A 16,403-nucleotide genomic window follows, 5' to 3' on the forward strand; every position below is an offset into this window, starting at 1 on the left:
AGGAGGCCGTGCTCGTCTCGACGCGCGCACGTCGGTCCTGACGTCTAGGGTGACGCCCAGACCGAGCGGAGGAGCCGGTCCCAGGGAGGAAGCACATGCGTCAACATCGTCCTGCCCTGCGCCGGGTCGCCGCGGTCACCACCGCTGCTCTCGCCGTGGGCATCACCCCCTTCGTCGCGGCTGCGCCGGCCTCGGCGGCGGCCCCGACGGAGCTGTTCATCAGCGAGTACGTCGAGGGCACGAGCAACAACAAGGCGCTCGAGATCTACAACGGCACAGGCGGGCCCGTCGACCTGCATGGCGGCGACTACGACGTGCAGGTCTTTGCCAACGGCGCGACCTCCGCCACCAACACCATCAAGCTGGACGGCACGGTCGCCAATGGCGACGTCTTCGTCCTGGCCAACCCCTCGGCGGTCGCCGCGGTGCTGTCGCAGGCCGACCAGCAGAGCGGGAGCGCCAACTGGAACGGCGACGACGCCGTGGTGCTGCGCAAGGGCGGCGCGGTCCTCGACGTGCTCGGCCAGGTCGGCTTCCGACCCGCGACCGAGTGGGGCTCGGGCCTGACCTCGACCGCCGACAACACCCTGCGTCGCAAGCCGTCCGTCACCGCGGGTGACAGCAACGGCACGGACGCCTTCGACCCGGCCGTGCAGTGGGACGGCTACGCCGTCGACACCTTCGACGGCCTCGGCAGCCACACCGTCGACGGCGGCCCCGCGGCCGACGTCGCGCCCGCCGTCACCTCGACGACCCCCGCCGACGGCGCCTCCAGCGTGGCCGTCGACGCCAGCCCGACCGTCACGTTCTCCGAGCCTGTCGACGTCGCAGGCGGCGCCTTCTCGCTCGTCTGCTCGATCTCGGGCGCCAAGACCCTCACCGTCACCGGTGGACCCACGACCTTCACGCTCGACCCGTCCAAGGACTTCGCGCTCGGTGACGCCTGCACGCTGACCGTGTCAGCGGCAGCGGTGAGCGACCAGGACGCCATCGACCCGCCGGACACCCTGCCCGCCGACGTCGTCGTGCGGTTCTCGGTGCCCGCCACCAACCCATGCGAAGCGGCCACCACGCCGATCTACGCGATCCAGGGCAGCGGCGACACCGCGGCCGTCACCGGCTCCGTCACGACGCGCGGCGTGGTCGTCGGCGACTACGAGGGCCCGTCCCCGGCGCTGCGCGGCTTCTACATCCAGGACCCCACCGGTGACGGCAACCCCGCCACCTCCGACGGCATCTTCGTCTTCGAGGGCAGCAACGCCGACACCGTCAAGGTCGGCGACCTCGTCACCGTCAAGGGCAACGCCGGAGAGAACCAGGGCCAGACGCAGGTCAGTGCCAGCACCATCACCGTCTGCGGCACCGGCACGGTCGCCCCGACGGAGGTCCGGTTCCCGGTCGCCTCCCCGACGGCCCTCGAGCGCTACGAGGGCATGCTCGTCACGCTCCCGCAGCAGATGAGCGTCACCGAGCACTACCAGCTCGGCCGCTTCGGCCAGGTCACGCTCTCGCAGGGTGGCCGGCTCGAGCAGCCGACCAACGTCGTGGCCCCCGGAGCCCCCGCGGCTGCGCTCCAGGCCGACAACGACCTGCGCAAGATCGTCCTCGACGACACCACCCAGGCCCAGAACGTCGACCCTGTCCCCTTCGGGCGCGGGGGGCAGCCGCTCTCGGCAGCCAACACCCTGCGCGGCGGCGACACCGTCACCAACCTGACCGGCGTGCTCACGTACACGTGGGGCGGCAACTCGGCCAGCCCCAACGCGTACCGCATCCGGCCCGCCACGGCTGACGCGAAGGTGAACTTCGAGCCCACCAACCTGCGCCCGTCCACGCCGCCGGCCGTCGGCGGCCACACCCGGGTGGTGGGCATGAACCTGCTCAACTTCTTCAACACCCTCGACACCACCGGCAACAACTGCAAGGGCGGGCTGACCGGTGACGTCATGGACTGCCGCGGCGCCAACACCGCCGCGGAGTTCGACCGCCAGTGGCACAAGACGGTCTCGGCCGTCTCGGGCACGGGCGCCGATGTCGTCGCGTTCATGGAGATGGAGAACGACGGCTACGGGGTCGACAGCGCCGAGCGATTCCTCGTCGACAAGCTCAACGCGAAGGACGGAGCCGGGACCTGGGCGTTCATCGACGCCGATGCCCGCACCGGCCAGGTCGATGCCCTCGGCAACGACGCGATCAAGGTCGGCATGCTCTACAAGCCGGCCGCGGTGACACCGGTCGGCACGACCGCCGCGCTGAACTCGACGGCGTTCGTCAACGGTGGCGACCCGGCCCCGCGCAACCGCCCGTCGCTCGCGCAGGCCTTCCGCGACAACACCACGGGCGGCACGTTCGTCGCCGTCGCCGACCACCTCAAGAGCAAGGGCAGCGCGTGCAGCGTGCCGGACGCCGGTGACGGCCAGGGCAACTGCAACGCCGTCCGCGTCCGCTCGGCCCAGCTGCTCGCCGACTGGCTGGCGAGCGACCCGACCGGCACGGGTGACCCCGACGTCCTCATCCTCGGCGACATGAACTCCTACGCCAAGGAGGACCCGATCACCACGCTCGAGAAGGCCGGCTATGCCAACCTCATCGAGAAGCTCAGCGGGCGCGAGGCGTACTCCTACGCCTTCGACGGGCAGTGGGGCTACCTCGACCACGCGCTCGGTTCGGCGTCGATCAGCAGCCAGGTGACCGGAGTCGGCGACTGGCACGTCAACGCGGACGAACCGGCGATCCTCGACTACAACACCGAGTTCAAGACGCCGGGTCAGGTGGCGAGCCTCTACGCGCCCGACCAGTTCCGCATCTCCGACCACGACCCCGTGGTCGTCGGCCTCGACCTGACCAACGCCGCACCGGTTGTCGGCACCGTCACTGGGCCCTCGTCGGCCGTCTCGGTCGGCGCCCCGGTCAGTGTCGACGCCACCTTCACCGACGCCGACACGCTCGACAGCCACACGGCCTCGGTGCAGTGGGGTGACGGCTCGACGTCGGTCGGCACCGTGAGCGGTGACGCCGTCAGCGGCCGTCACGTCTACTCGGCGGCCGGCGTCTACACCGTCACCGTCACGGTGAAGGACCAGTGGGGCAACTCGGGCACCGGCACCACCACCGTGGTCGTCTACGACCGAGCCGCCGGGTTCCTCACCGGCGGCGGCTGGTTCGTCTCGCCCAAGGGTGCCGTCGCCGGTTCGCCCTCGCTGACCGGCAAGGCGGAGTTCAGCGTCTCGGCCAAGTACGCCACGGGGGCGGAGCGCCCGGACGGGTCCCTGACGCTGACGACGCCGGGGCTGGCGCTCGCCTCCACGGGACTCGACTGGCTGGTCGTGTCCCATGGGACCGCACGGCTCGCCGGGCCCGCGACCGTCGGCGGGGTTCCCGGCTACCGCTTCGAGGCGACCGCGACCGATGCGGCGACCGACATGCTGGGCGTCGTCGTCCGTGACTCGGCCGGCGCCGTCGTCTACGACAGCGGGAGCCAGCGGGTCCAGGGTCAGGTCAAACTCCACTGACCATTCGCGCAACGGCACCGGACGGCGCCCGGCGGGATCTCCCGCCGGGCGCCGTCTGCTGACCGACGGGGGTCCGTAGAGTGAGCCGAATGCAGCAACCTCCGACCGCCAGGCGCGATCCCGTCGTCCGCGAGCACCACGGCGACCGCTTCGAGGACCCGTACGCGTGGATGGCCGACCGCGACTCGCCGGAGCTGCGCGAGCTGCTCGTCGCCGAGAACGCCTACGCCACCGAGCGCACCGAGCACCTGCGTCCCCTGGCGGAGCAGGTCTTCGAGGAGTTCCGATCCCGCATCGAGGAGACCGACCTGTCGGTGCCGGTGCGGCACGACCGCTGGTGGTATTACTCGCGCACCGTCGAGGGGGAGCAGTACGCCGTCGAGGCGCGGGTCGCGGTGGCCGAACACCCGCAGCGTCCGGCCCTCGACGCCGGCCGTCCCCCGGCGGGCGAGGAGGTCCTGCTCGACCAAAACGAGGAGGGCCGCGACCACGAGTTCTTCGCCGTGGGCGCCAGCGAGGTCTCGCCTGCCGGCGACCTGCTGGCGTACGCCGTCGACGTCGTCGGTGACGAGCGTTACGACGTGCGCGTGCGCCGCATCGAGGACGCCGCCGTGCTCGACGACGTCGTCCGGCAGACCGGAGGGTCGCTCGCCTGGTCGCTCGAGGCCCGGCACCTCTTCTACACCCGTGTCGACGAGGCGTGGCGGCCATTCCAGGTGTGGCGCCACGAGGTCGGTACGCCGGTCGAGGACGACGTCCTCGTCCACGAGGAGGCCGACGAGCGCTTCTTCGTCGGCGTCGGCACCTCTCGCGACGACCGGCTCGTCATCATCGCCATCGGCTCGAAGACGACGAGCGAGTTCCGCGTGCTCGATGCCGACGACCCGCTCGGCACCCCTCGGGTGGTGGCGGAGCGGCGCCAGGGCGTCGAGTACGACATCGAGCCCTTCGGTGACCAGCTCCTCGTCGTGCACAACGCCCACCGGGTCAACTTCGAGCTGGCGGTCGCTCCGGTGACCAGCACGTCCGCCGACGACTGGGTGCCCCTGGACGTCACGACCGAGGACGAGTTCGTTACGGGCGCAGAGGGATTCGACGACTTCATCGCTGTCTCCCTGCGTCGCGAGGGCGGCACCGGCATCCGGGTGGTGCTGCGAGACCCGGATGCGCCCAACGGCCTGGGGGAGGCGCACGACGTCGCGGTGGGCGAGCCGATCGGCACCCTGCACGTCGGCGTCAACCCGGAGGCGAGCACGCCCACGCTCCAGGTCGTCCACGAGTCGCTGGTCACACCGCGAACAGTGCAGGACTACGACGTGCGCTCGCGCAGCTTCACGCTGCTCAAGCAGCAGCACGTCCGTGGCGACGTCGACCTGGGCCGCTACGTCCAACGACGAGAGTGGGCGACGGCCCCCGACGGCACCCGGATCCCGCTCTCCGTCGTCCACCGTCGCGACATCGCCTCCGACGGCACGGCCCCGGGGCTGCTGCACGCCTACGGGGCCTACGGCATCTCGAGCGACCCGTGGTTCTCGGTGCTGCGCCTCTCGCTGCTCGATCGGGGCTGGGTGTTCGCCATCGCGCACGTGCGGGGCGGCTCCGAGATGGGGCGCTCCTGGTACGACGACGGCAAGCTCGGAGCCAAGCCCAACACGTTCACCGACTTCGTCGCCTGCGCCGACCACCTCGTCGAGACCGGGACCGTGGCACCCGATCGCCTTGCTGCAGAAGGCGGCTCGGCGGGCGGCCTGCTCATGGGTGCGGTTGTGAACCTCGCGCCCGAGCGCTTCCGGTTCGTGCACGCGCAGGTGCCCTTCGTCGACGCGCTCACCACCGTGCTCGACCCGAGCCTGCCGCTCACGGTCGTCGAGTGGGAGGAGTGGGGCAACCCGCTCGAGGACCCCACGGCATACGCCCTCATGAAGTCCTACACCCCCTACGAGAACGTGCGGCCGGCACGGCACCCGAGCCTCCTGGTCACGGCCGGTCTCGACGACACCCGCGTCTACGTCACTGAGCCGGCCAAGTGGGTGGCCGCGCTGCGCCACGCGGACCTCGACGTCGCGGACCCCCGTCAGATCCTCTTCCGCACCGAGATGGCCGCGGGGCACGGCGGCCGCTCCGGGCGCTACGACCTGTGGCGCCAGTGGGCTTGGGAGACGGCCGTGCTCATCGACCAGACGTCGTGAGCGCGGCCGCCGGCCGGCACGGTCCTCCGGTCAGGACCCGTAGATCGCGGTGACCCACTCGGGGTGGTCGACGAAGGGGTTCCGGTTGTGCTGCCAGGTGTCGAAGATGACCTGGTTGCGGCGCTTCTCGAAGGCGTCGGGCGGGTCCTGCAGGTTCCACTGCTTGAGCACCGAGATCTTGCCGATGTAGGGGGCCGTGCCGTTGCCGACGACGTCGTCCGGCTCGAGGTCGGGGAAGCCGTCACCGCCGTCCCAGCGCACCGCCATGTAGAAGATCATCCGGGCGACGTCGCCCTTGACGGCGTCGCGCGGCTCGAAGGAGTCGACGTCGCTGCGGCAGCCGGTGCACTGGGCGACGGCTGTGCCGCCGTTGTCGAAGTCGAGGTTGCCGCGAGTGCTGTTGACGGTGACGTCCTCCGGCCGCAGGTGGTGCACGTCGGTGCCGGGCCCGTTGGCGGTGCCGAAGTTGCCGTGGCTCTTGGCCCAGACGTGCTCGCGGTTCCACTGGTCGACGCCGCCGCCGTTGTCGGACTTGGCGATCGAGCGGCCGGAGTAGACCTCGATGACGTTGTTCGCGTTGGCCGGGTCCTGGTCGGTGTCCTTGAGCGCCGTCCAGACCTGGTCGTAGCTCAGTGTCGTGACGCCGCTCGAGATGATGCGGTGCAGCTCGGCGTGCAGGGCGGTGCCCGTCTTGCCGATGGCGGAGGCATAGTAGGTGGAGTCGTAGGGGTTCGTGGTCCCGGTCGGGACAGGGCTGGTGCTGGTGGCGCTCGTCGGGCTGGTGCTGGTCGACGTGCCGCTGAACGCGAAGGCGGTCGTGGACGTCATGCCGGGGTGCGAGAAGTACGCGGACAGCACACCCGTGACGTCGAGCTGGCGGCCCATGAGCGACGGGTTGCTCTTCAGCCCCCAGGACGCGCGGGACGCCGAGGGGATCTGGACGTAGAGCATGCGGCTCGTCGACGTCTCCGTGGGCGAGTCGGCGATGGCCAGCGCGTAGTCGTTGGGGAAGTCGCTCCGCACGACGGTGCTCGTGGCGGTGGGCTGGCCCACGACGTAGCCGCGGACCGTGGCGCTCTGGCTGCTCTGGGAGCCGATCGCCTGCGAGACGGTGAGTGGCGCGACGACCGCGAGTGCGGGCGCGGCCGCGCGGGGGAGTGGCAGCGCCGAGGCCGACGACCCCGCGGCCGTGGTGAGGGCGACGCTCGGGGGCACGAGGGCCACGGCGAGGCCGGTGACGAAGGCGGCGAGTCGACGCCTGGCGATGACGACGGGCACGGGTTCTCCTGTCCGAAGGAAGGTCCGGTGGTGCCGGACGCTCAGCGCCCGGTGCATCGGGCGGCGCTCCGAGCGTGGCGGATGCCGGCTGCGGCCGGGGTCAGTCCTTGGTCTGGCCTTCGTCTCGGGCGGTTCAGCATTCGGCAGGGCGGGGGCTGCGCCTCCGCCCGCTGAGACCGCGGTCGGCCGGACGCCGGGCGCCTCCTAGACTTGTGACCCATGATGTCCTCCCTCGACCTGCGCGGCCGCACCCTCGACGTGCGCCTCCTGCGCCGGGAACTGCCCCGAGCCGAGTTCGACGTCACGGCCGCCCTCGAGCAGGTGCGGCCGATCTGCGAGGACGTCGAGCATCGCGGCGCCGCGGCGCTGCGCGACCTCGGGGAGCGCTTCGACGGGGTCCGTCCCACGCACCTGCGTGTCCCGCGGGAGGTGCTCCGGTCGGCCCTCGAGCAGCTCGACCCCGACCTGCGCACGGCTCTCGAGGAGTCGATCCGCCGCGCCCGCCTCGTGCACGCCGACCAGCGTCGCACCGACACCACCACCGAGGTCGTCCCCGGCGGGACCGTCGTCGAGCGCTGGGTGCCGGTCGACCGGGTCGGCCTCTACGTCCCCGGCGGCCTGGCCGTCTACCCGAGCAGCGTGGTCATGAACGTCGTCCCGGCCCAGCTGGCCGAGGTGGGCTCGCTCGCCGTCGCCTCGCCGCCCCAGCGCGAGAACACCGGCGAGTTCGCCGGCTACCCCAACCCGACGATCCTGGCCGCGTGCGAGCTGCTCGGCGTCGACGAGGTGTATGCCGTCGGCGGGGCCCAGGCGGTCGCCATGTTCGCCCACGGCTTCGTCGACGACGACCCGCAGTGGGGCGAGGTCGAGGGGGAGCGTGTCGTCTGCGACCCGGTGTCGCTCGTGACCGGCCCGGGCAACATCTGGGTCGTCGCGGCCAAGCGCCTGCTCAAGGGGCTCATCGGCATCGACGCCGAGGCCGGCCCCACCGAGATCGCGATCCTCGCCGACGACTCGGCCGACCCCGACCACGTCGCGGCCGACCTCGTCAGCCAGGCCGAGCACGACCCCCTGGCGGCCTCGGTCCTCGTCACGGACAGCGAGCAGCTGGCCGACGACACCCAGCAGGCGCTCGCCCGACGGGTCGCGGCCACCAAGCACTCCGAGCGTGTCACCGAGGCGCTCGAGGGCACCCAGTCGCGGATCGTGCTCGTCGACGACGTCGATGCCGGTCTCGCGGTCGTCAACGCGTATGCCGCCGAGCACCTCGAGATCCAGACGCGCGACGCCGCCGCCGTCGCGGCCCGCGTGCGCAACGCGGGGGCCGTCTTCGTCGGTCCGCACAGCCCGGTGAGCCTCGGCGACTACGCCGCCGGCTCCAACCACGTGCTGCCGACCGCTGGATGCGCGATCCACTCCAGCGGCCTTTCCGTGCAGTCGTTCCTGCGCGGCATCCACGTCGTGACGTACGACGAGCCGGCCCTGCGCGAGGTCGCGCGGCACGTCGTGACCCTCGCCCAGGCCGAGGACCTGCCGGCCCACGGCGAGGCCGTCACGGCGCGCTTCGGCGACGAGGTGCCTCGGTGAGCGAGGACGGCTCGAGCACGCCGGCAGCGCGGGAGGTCCAGCGCCTGCTGCGCCCCGACCTGCGGGGACGGACGCCCTACGGCGCCCCGCAGCTCGACGTGCCGGTCCGCCTCAACACCAACGAGAACTCCTACCCGGTGCCGCAGGTGGTGGTCGACGCCGTCCTGGCGGCGCTCGCCGACGACGTCGCGGCCCTCAACCGCTACCCCGACCGCGAGTTCACCGACCTGCGCAAGGCGCTCACGGCATACCTCGAGAAGCAGTCGGGTGTGTCGGTGACGCCGGAGCAGGTGTGGGCGGGCAACGGCTCCAACGAGGTGCTCTCGCACGTCGTCCAGGCGTTCGGCGGCCATGGTCGCGTCGCGCTCGGGTTCACCCCTAGCTACTCGATGCACCCGATCATCAGTGAGACCCACGGCATGACGTGGGTCGACGGGCTGCGCTCTGCCGCGACGGAGCCCGACGCCTTCGACCTCACGCCCGAGTCGGCAGCGGCCCAGGCGCGCCAGCACGACCCGTCCGTCGTCTTCCTCTGCTCGCCCAACAACCCGACCGGCACCGCGCTGCCGTTCAAGGTGATCGGTGCGGTGCTCGAGGCCGCCCCGAACGCGATCGTCGTGGTCGACGAGGCGTATGCCGAGTTCGCCCGTCCCGGGACCCGGTCGGCCCTCACGCTGCTGGCCGAGCACCCGCGGCTGGTCGTGACGCGCACGATGAGCAAGGCCTTCGCCTTCGCCGGCGGGCGCCTCGGCTACCTCGTCGCCGCGCCGGAGCTCGTCGACGCCCTGCGTCTGGTGCGGCTGCCCTACCACCTGAGCAGCCCCACCCAGACGATCGCCCGGGTGGCCCTCGAGCACGCTGACGTCATGCTCGGCACCGTCGAGGTCATCAAGCACCAGCGCGACCGCATCGTCGAGCGACTCGCCGAGCTCGGCGCGCGACCTGTCGCGAGCGACAGCAACTTCGTGCTCTTCGGTGGCCTGCGTGACGAGAAGGCCACGTGGCAGGCGCTGCTCGAGCAGGGAGTGCTCGTCCGCGACATGAACATCGCCCACCACCTGCGCGTCACGGCGGGCGACCCCGACGAGACGACCGCCTTCCTCGAGGCCATGACGCGCCTCGCCCCCACCCACGTCGAGCGTGAGGAACGCCAGGCATGAGCCAGACGACCCCCGACGGCACCCGCAGCCGTACGGCCAAGATCACCCGCGCGACCTCCGAGTCGTCCGTCGAGCTGTGGCTCGACCTCGACGGCACCGGCCGGTCCGAGGTCTCCACCGGGGTGCCCTTCTACGACCACATGCTCCACTCGCTGAGCAAGCACTCGCTCATCGACCTCACCGTCAAGGCCACGGGTGACATCGACGTCGACGTGCACCACACCGTCGAGGACACGGCCATCGTGCTGGGCCAGGCGCTGCGCGAGGCGCTCGGCGACAAGTCGGGCATCTCCCGCTTCGGCGACGCCACGGTGCCGCTCGACGAGGCCCTGTGCCACGCCGTCGTCGACGTGGCGGGCCGGCCCTACGTCGTCCACGAGGGTGAGCCGGAGGGGCAGCAGTACGCCCTCATCGGCGGACACTTCACCGGGTCGATGACGCGCCACGTGCTCGAGTCCTTCGCGTACAACGCGGGCCTGTGCCTGCACGTGCGCGTGCTCGCTGGCCGCGACCCGCACCACATCGTCGAGGCGCAGTTCAAGGCCGTCGCCCGCGCCCTGCGCGCGGCTGTCGCGCCCGACCCGCGCGTCGTCGGCATCCCCAGCGCCAAGGGTGCCCTGTGACGCTGCAGGTGCGCCGGTGAGTGCCGACGTCGTCGTCCTCGACTACGGCAGCGGCAACGTCCGCTCGGCCGTGCGCGCCCTCGAGCGCGTCGGGGCCGACGTGAACCTGACGTCCGACCCGGTCCGGGCCCTGGAGTGCGACGGGCTCTTCGTGCCCGGGGTCGGCAACTTCCACGCGTGCATGGCCGGCCTCGCAGCCGCCCACGGGCCCCGCATCATCGGGCGGCGCATCAGTGGTGGCCGTTCGGTCCTCGGCATCTGCGTCGGCATGCAGGTGCTCTTCGACGGCTCGACCGAGCCGTCGGAGCACCCGCTCGAGGGCCTCGCCGAGTGGCCGGGCACCGTCGAGCGCCTGCCTGCCGACGTCGTGCCGCACATGGGGTGGTCGCAGGTGCGTCCGCCCGAGGGCTCCAGCCTGTTCGCGGGCGTCGAGGAGGAGCGCTTCTACTTCGTCCACTCGTATGCCGTCCAGCGCTGGACGCTCGAGGCCACCGGTGCCTTCGCGCGAGTGGCGCCCCGGGTCACGTGGGCCCACCACGGCGCGGACTTCGTCGCCGCCGTCGAGAACGGCCCGCTCAGCGCCACGCAGTTCCACCCCGAGAAGTCGGGCGACGCAGGCCTGCACCTGCTCGAGAACTGGGTCCGCTCCCTCTGACGCACCCGTCGGGAGGCCACGTCTGGCCCCTCGCCACCCGTCGAGAGGCCACGTGTGGCCCCTCGCCCACCGTCGAGAGGCCACGTGTGGCCCTCCCGACCGTCGAGCAGGCACGCCGCGCCGCCCACGTCCTGGGCCGGGCGGCTTCGGGAACGTGGCTCACGGCATACTCGGGAGGCCACCCGACCCACCACCGAGGAGCACTCGCCGCGATGAGCCAACCGACCGACCAGCCCCGCCTCGAGCTGCTGCCCGCCGTCGACATCTCCGGGGGCCGCGCCGTCCAGCTGGTGCAGGGCGTGGCCGGCAGCGGCGGTGAGTTCGGTGACCCGTGGGAGGCCGCCTCCCGCTGGCAGGAGCAGGGCGCCGAGTGGATCCACCTGGTCGACCTCGACGCAGCGTTCGGCCGCGGCAGCAACCGCGAGCTCATCGCCTCGATCGTCGGCCGCCTCGACCTGCAGGTCGAGCTCTCGGGCGGCATCCGCGACTCGGATTCTCTCGAGGCCGCCCTCGCCACGGGCTGCCGGCGCGTCAACATCGGCACGGCAGCGCTCGAGGACCCGGAATGGACCGCCGCGATCATCGGCGAGCACGGCGACAGGGTCGCGATCGGCCTCGACGTCCGCGGCACGACCCTCGCCGCGCGGGGCTGGACCCGCGAGGGCGGCGACCTCTGGGAGACGCTGGCGCGCCTCGACGCGGAGGGGTGCGCGCGCTACGTCGTCACCGACGTCAACAAGGACGGCATGCTCCAAGGGCCCAACGTCGAGCTGTTGCGCGCGGTGTGTGCCCGCACCGACCGGCCGGTCGTCGCCAGCGGCGGTGTGTCGACGCTCGACGACATCGCCACCATCCGCGAGATCGTCGGGGAGGGTGTCGAGGGTGCCATCATCGGCTCTGCGCTCTACCGTGGCGCCTTCACGCTGCCCGAGGCGCTCGACGTCGCCGGGCGGCCCGGCGCATGACACCGGCGCCTCCGGCCCACCACGACGAGCAGGGTCGCCCCTCGGACTCTGCGGGCCAGGCGTGGCAGGGCAAGTCGATCCCGTCGCACGGCTTCGCCGGAGACACGGGGGAGGCCGACCCCGCCCTCGTGGAGGCGCTCGTCGCCGCCCATGCGGAGCCTTCCGACGAGGGCGAGCAGGTCGTCATGGAGCTCGCCGCCCGCAGCCGCTGGCTCGTGCCCGTCGTCGCCGTCGCGGCCGAGGTGGACGAGTCCGGTCCGCACACCGTCGACACCCGCAGCGACATGGCGGCCGTCACCCTGACCTCGCCGGACGGATCGCGAGCGCTGCCGATGTTCAGCTCGCTCGAGAGCCTGGCGGCGTGGGACCCGACCGCCCGGCCCGTGCCCGTCGCAGCCTCCGCTGCCGCCCAGGCCGCCATCAGCGAGGAGTGCCAGGTCCTCCTCGTCGACGTCGCCTCCCCGCACGCGATGGTGCTGCGACCCAGCATGCTCTGGGCGCTGGCCCAGGAGCGCGCTTGGGAGCCCAGCCATCGCGACGCACACGTCGCCTCCGCCGTACGCCGAGCGGTCGAGTCCGAGACCGACGTGACCGCGCATCGGCTGGAGCCGGGGGAACCCGTCGGCGCCGGGGTGCTGCGTGTCGTGCTGACGCTGCCACCGGGTCTCGATGCCGACCGTGTGAGCGCGATCGCCACCCGGATCGGGGAGCGGATCGCGACTGACGGCGAGACCCGTGCGAGGATCGATGCTCTGACCTTTGCGCTCGAAGCGGCGCGCTGAGCACACCACCCGCGGAGGTGCCGCACGTGGACACCACACGACCCACGACGCAGGAGCGCGGCCCCGAGCCGTCGCCGACACCGCTCGCCACGGCCGGGCTCTCCGCGGCGCCCGCTCCAACCGGCACCTTGCCGTCAGTGTCCTCGGGGACGACGTCCGCCGGTGATGGCGGTCACGACGGCGGAGCCCGCGCCCCCCGCGGCCGGCGCGGCGGGGGAGGGCCCCTCGGCTTCATCGTCGACCCGGCCCTGGACGCGCAGAGGCGGCGTGACCTGCGCCGGATGCGACTGCTGGCCACCGGGCTGCTCGTGCTCGCAGCCGTCGTCTACGTCCTGACCCGCGGACACGACGTGGGCCTGCTCGGGTTCGTCAACGCCGGGGCGGAGGCCTCCATGGTCGGTGCGTGTGCCGACTGGTTCGCGGTGACGGCGCTCTTCCGGCACCCTCTCGGCCTGCCCATCCCGCACACTGCCCTGATCCCACGCAAGAAGGAGATGATCGGGCGCAGCCTCGAGGAGTTCGTCAGCGAGAACTTCATGCGCGAGGACATCATCCGCGAGCGGGTCCTCGACGCCGAGCCGACCCGGCGCGCCTCCGAGTGGGCCCTCGCCCCCGGGCACGCCAAGCGCCTCGTCGACGAGGTGGCCACGGTCACCGTGCACGCGCTGCACCGCATCCCCGACGAGGACGTCCGCGCGGTCATCGAGCACGCGCTGCTGCCCCGGCTGGTGCAGGAGCCGGTCAGCTCGCTCGCGGGGGGCCTACTCGACCAGGTGGTGCGAGACCAGGCCCACGTCGGCCTCGTCGACCTGGCGCTGGACGAGATGCGGGTCTGGCTCGTGGACAACGAGGACCTGTTCGAGTCCCTGATCCGGCAGCGGGCGCCGGCGTGGGTGCCAGACGCCGTCAACGACCTCGTCGCCCGCAAGATCCACGTCGAGGCGCTCAAGTGGCTCGCCGACGTGCGCAACGACCCGAGTCACGACGTGCGCCTCGCCCTCGACAAGCTGCTCGTCGACCTCGCCGACGACCTGCAGCACGACCCGGTGACCCAGGCCAAGGCCGAGCGGCTCAAGGAACGGGTGCTCATGCACCCACAGGTCGCCGACACGGCCATGTCGTTGTGGGGCTCGCTGCGCGCCGTCGTCGTCGCCGCCCTCGAGGACGAGCACGGTCCGGTGCGCACCCGGGCCGTCAAGGAGGTCACTGCCCTCGCCGAACGCCTCCTGGCAGATGCCGACCTGCGCGACCGCATCGACGGCCGCATCTGCGACGCGACCGTCTACGCCGTCGAGCGCTACGGCTCGGAGCTGACACGGGTGATCAGCGACACGGTCGAGCGGTGGGACGGCAAGGAGACCGCTGAGCGCGTCGAGCTGCAGGTGGGACGCGACCTGCAGTTCATCCGCATCAACGGCACGCTCGTCGGCGGACTCATCGGCATGGTGATCCACGCCGTCTCGATCCTGCTGCCCTCCTGACCCGTCCCGGTTGGGTCTGGGCCGCCGCCCGAGACCCGTGCCGTATGCCGTCCCACCGCCGCCGCGGCCAGCCACCCAGTCGCGCGGCCAGCAGTCAGCCGTGGGCGTCGAGGCTCTCGGAGATGTGCCGGAGCGTGCGGTGCAGGTCGACCAGCTGCTCCCGGGACAGGCCGCTGCGCTCTGCGACGCGGCGCGGCACGTCGCCGAGCGCGCTCAGCCGCTCGGTGCCTGCCGTGGTCAGGGAGACAACGACGCGGCGCTCGTCCTCGGGGTCGCGGGCGCGCTCGACGAGCCCGGCTGCCTCCATGCGCTTGAGCAGCGGCGAGAGCGTGCCGGAGTCGAGGCGCATGAGCTCGCCGAGCGCTCCGACGGTGAGCGGCCCGTGCTCGCCGACCGTCATGAGGGCGATGTACCGCGGGTAGGAGAGCCCGTGCTCGGCGAGCAGCTCCCGGTAGACGCCGTCGAACGCGCGCACGGTCGTGTGCATCGCGTAGCAGATCTGCCGCTCGAGGCTGAGGTCCTCCGAGGGGGTCGACGGGAAGTTGGACGGGTTCATGCCTCCAGCGTACTATCCAATTGCGCACAATAGAATTGTTTGCAATCGAAGGAGTCCCATGAGCACCCCGACCCAGACCGCCTCCTACGTCGCCTCGGCCACCGCCTCCGGTCGGGAGGGACGCGCCGTCAGCTCCGACGGCCATCTCGACGTGACGCTCGCCGCCCCGCGCGAGCTCGGCGGCAGCGGTGATGGCACCAACCCCGAGCAGCTCTTCGCCGCCGGGTATGCCGCGTGCTTCGCGAGCGCCCTCGGGCTCGTCGCCCGAAGGCGCCGGGTCGAGGACTTCGACGTGGCCGTCACCGCCGACGTCAGCCTCTCCGGCTCCTCGAGCAGCGGCTTCGGCCTCGGCGTCGTCCTGCACGTCGAGCTGCCCGAGGGCCTCGACCCGCAGCTCGGGCGCGAGCTCGTCGACACCGCGCACCAGGTGTGCCCCTACTCCAACGCGACGCGCGGCAACATCCCGGTCGAGATCGTCGTCGACTGACCCCTCCCGGAGCCCACCCCGGACAGCCCCCACAGAAGGAGAACCATGACCAACCCCCGTGAGGTCCAGCTCAAGAGCCGCCCCGTCGGCTGGCCCACCCCCGACGACTTCGAGCTCGTCCAGAGCGCCCACGCCGACCTCGCCGACGGCCAGGTCCGCGTCCGCAACGAGCTCATGTCGGTCGACCCCTACATGCGTGGCCGCATGAGCGACGCCAAGTCCTACGCCGAGCCGTATGCGCTGGGCGAGGCCATGAACGGGGGCGCCGTCGGCGTCGTGACCGAGTCCCGCGCCGACGGCATCGAGGTCGGCGCCCACGTGCTCCACGGTCTCGGGTGGCGCGAGGAGGCCGTGCTCGATGCCTCCGGCGTCCGCGTCGTCGACACGTCGGTGGCCCCGGCCTCCGCCTACCTCGGCGTGCTCGGCATGACCGGCCTGACGGCATACGCCGGGCTGACCCGCGTCGCGGGGCTCAAGGAGGGCGACGTCGTGTTCGTCTCCGGCGCCGCGGGTGCGGTCGGCAGCGTCGTGGGCCAGGTTGCCAAGGCGCTCGGCGCCAGCCGCGTCATCGGCAGCGCCGGCTCGCAGGAGAAGGTCGACCACCTGCTGAACGACCTCGGCTTCGACGCCGCCTTCAACTACAAGGACGGCCGCGTCTCCGACCTGCTGCGCGAGGCCGCACCCGACGGCATCGACGTCTACTTCGACAACGTCGGCGGCGACCACCTCGAGGCCGCCATCGGCTCGCTCCGCCTCGGTGGCCGCATCGCCATCTGCGGCGCGATCTCCGTCTACAACAACACCGAGCCGGCGCCCGGGCCGCGCAACCTCGCGCGCCTGATCCAGACGCGCGGCACGATCACCGGCTTCCTCGTCGGCGACCACTGGGACCTCGCGGGGGAGTACGCGCGGCGCGCGGCCGGCTGGATCGCCGACGGCACGCTGACCTCCCGGGAGACGTTCGTCGACGGCATAGACCACGCCGTCGACGCCTTCCTCGGCGTCCTGCGCGGCGAGAACGTCGGCAAGATGGTCGTCCGGCTCTGAGCCGACGCGTCGTCCTCGACAGACGACAGGCGAAGGGGCGGGTGCCGCGGGCACCCGCCCCTTCGTCGTCCCGTCCCGGCG

The 16,403-nt window shown here is 72.0% G+C and carries 13 protein-coding genes; 11 read left to right on the top strand and 2 right to left on the bottom strand.

Going from position 1 to position 16,403, the window contains the following annotated elements; all coding sequences use genetic code 11:
- Nucleotides 1-95: 95 nt before the first annotated feature.
- Nucleotides 96-3,512 carry an ExeM/NucH family extracellular endonuclease gene (locus AB0316_RS20175; RefSeq protein WP_366274971.1) on the top strand — a complete coding sequence of 1,139 codons (3,417 nt, stop codon included), beginning with the start codon at nucleotides 96-98 and terminating at the stop codon, nucleotides 3,510-3,512.
- An 89-nt stretch (nucleotides 3,513-3,601) separates the two neighbouring features.
- On the top strand, nucleotides 3,602-5,701 hold the full coding sequence (locus AB0316_RS20180; RefSeq protein WP_366274973.1) for a S9 family peptidase: 2,100 nt from the start codon (nucleotides 3,602-3,604) through the stop codon (nucleotides 5,699-5,701).
- 30 nt (nucleotides 5,702-5,731) lie between these two features.
- Here the strand turns inward: AB0316_RS20180 and AB0316_RS20185 are convergent, their stop codons facing one another.
- Nucleotides 5,732-6,979, bottom strand: a complete 1,248-nt coding sequence (locus tag AB0316_RS20185; protein WP_366274975.1) for an endonuclease — start codon at nucleotides 6,977-6,979, stop codon at nucleotides 5,732-5,734.
- 219 nt (nucleotides 6,980-7,198) lie between these two features.
- Here AB0316_RS20185 and hisD point away from each other — a divergent pair, with 219 nt between their 5' ends.
- From hisD to AB0316_RS20220, 7 genes are all read left to right on the top strand, one after another.
- Nucleotides 7,199-8,566 carry a histidinol dehydrogenase gene (hisD, locus tag AB0316_RS20190; protein WP_366274977.1) on the top strand — a complete coding sequence of 456 codons (1,368 nt, stop codon included), beginning with the start codon at nucleotides 7,199-7,201 and terminating at the stop codon, nucleotides 8,564-8,566.
- The gene (locus AB0316_RS20195; RefSeq protein WP_366274979.1) at nucleotides 8,563-9,726 is read left to right on the top strand and encodes a histidinol-phosphate transaminase; all 1,164 of its coding nucleotides are present in this window, start codon (nucleotides 8,563-8,565) and stop codon (nucleotides 9,724-9,726) included. The genes hisD and AB0316_RS20195 overlap by 4 nt, the downstream gene beginning before the upstream one ends.
- Nucleotides 9,723-10,349, top strand: coding sequence for an imidazoleglycerol-phosphate dehydratase HisB (hisB, locus tag AB0316_RS20200; RefSeq protein ID WP_366274981.1), 627 nt, complete (start codon nucleotides 9,723-9,725; stop codon nucleotides 10,347-10,349). The genes AB0316_RS20195 and hisB overlap by 4 nt, the downstream gene beginning before the upstream one ends.
- A 16-nt stretch (nucleotides 10,350-10,365) precedes the next feature.
- Entirely contained in the window at nucleotides 10,366-11,004 is a 639-nt protein-coding gene (gene hisH / locus AB0316_RS20205) for an imidazole glycerol phosphate synthase subunit HisH (protein WP_366274983.1), read from the top strand.
- 212 nt (nucleotides 11,005-11,216) lie between these two features.
- Nucleotides 11,217-11,969: a bifunctional 1-(5-phosphoribosyl)-5-((5-phosphoribosylamino)methylideneamino)imidazole-4-carboxamide isomerase/phosphoribosylanthranilate isomerase PriA gene (priA, locus tag AB0316_RS20210; RefSeq protein WP_366275013.1), complete on the top strand. Its 753-nt coding sequence runs from the start codon at nucleotides 11,217-11,219 to the stop codon at nucleotides 11,967-11,969.
- Nucleotides 11,966-12,751: an SseB family protein gene (locus AB0316_RS20215; protein WP_366274984.1), complete on the top strand. Its 786-nt coding sequence runs from the start codon at nucleotides 11,966-11,968 to the stop codon at nucleotides 12,749-12,751. Before priA ends, AB0316_RS20215 begins: the two co-directional genes overlap by 4 nt.
- Before the next feature lie 26 nt (nucleotides 12,752-12,777).
- Nucleotides 12,778-14,232 carry a DUF445 domain-containing protein gene (locus AB0316_RS20220; protein WP_366274985.1) on the top strand — a complete coding sequence of 485 codons (1,455 nt, stop codon included), beginning with the start codon at nucleotides 12,778-12,780 and terminating at the stop codon, nucleotides 14,230-14,232.
- 94 nt (nucleotides 14,233-14,326) lie between these two features.
- Here AB0316_RS20220 and AB0316_RS20225 read toward each other — a convergent pair whose 3' ends face one another.
- Complete coding sequence (locus tag AB0316_RS20225) at nucleotides 14,327-14,788, bottom strand: MarR family transcriptional regulator (RefSeq protein ID WP_366274987.1); 462 nt, start codon at nucleotides 14,786-14,788, stop codon at nucleotides 14,327-14,329.
- Nucleotides 14,789-14,846: 58 nt separating this feature from the next.
- Here AB0316_RS20225 and AB0316_RS20230 point away from each other — a divergent pair, with 58 nt between their 5' ends.
- Together AB0316_RS20230 and AB0316_RS20235 are read left to right on the top strand one after the other, a co-directional pair.
- Entirely contained in the window at nucleotides 14,847-15,275 is a 429-nt protein-coding gene (locus tag AB0316_RS20230) for an organic hydroperoxide resistance protein (protein ID WP_366274989.1), read from the top strand.
- Between the two features lie 45 nt (nucleotides 15,276-15,320).
- On the top strand, nucleotides 15,321-16,322 hold the full coding sequence (locus AB0316_RS20235; RefSeq protein WP_366274991.1) for an NADP-dependent oxidoreductase: 1,002 nt from the start codon (nucleotides 15,321-15,323) through the stop codon (nucleotides 16,320-16,322).
- Nucleotides 16,323-16,403 lie beyond the last annotated feature (81 nt).

The sequence above is a fragment of the Terrabacter sp. NPDC080008 genome, assembly GCF_040702505.1.
Lineage (GTDB): Bacteria > Actinomycetota > Actinomycetes > Actinomycetales > Dermatophilaceae > Terrabacter.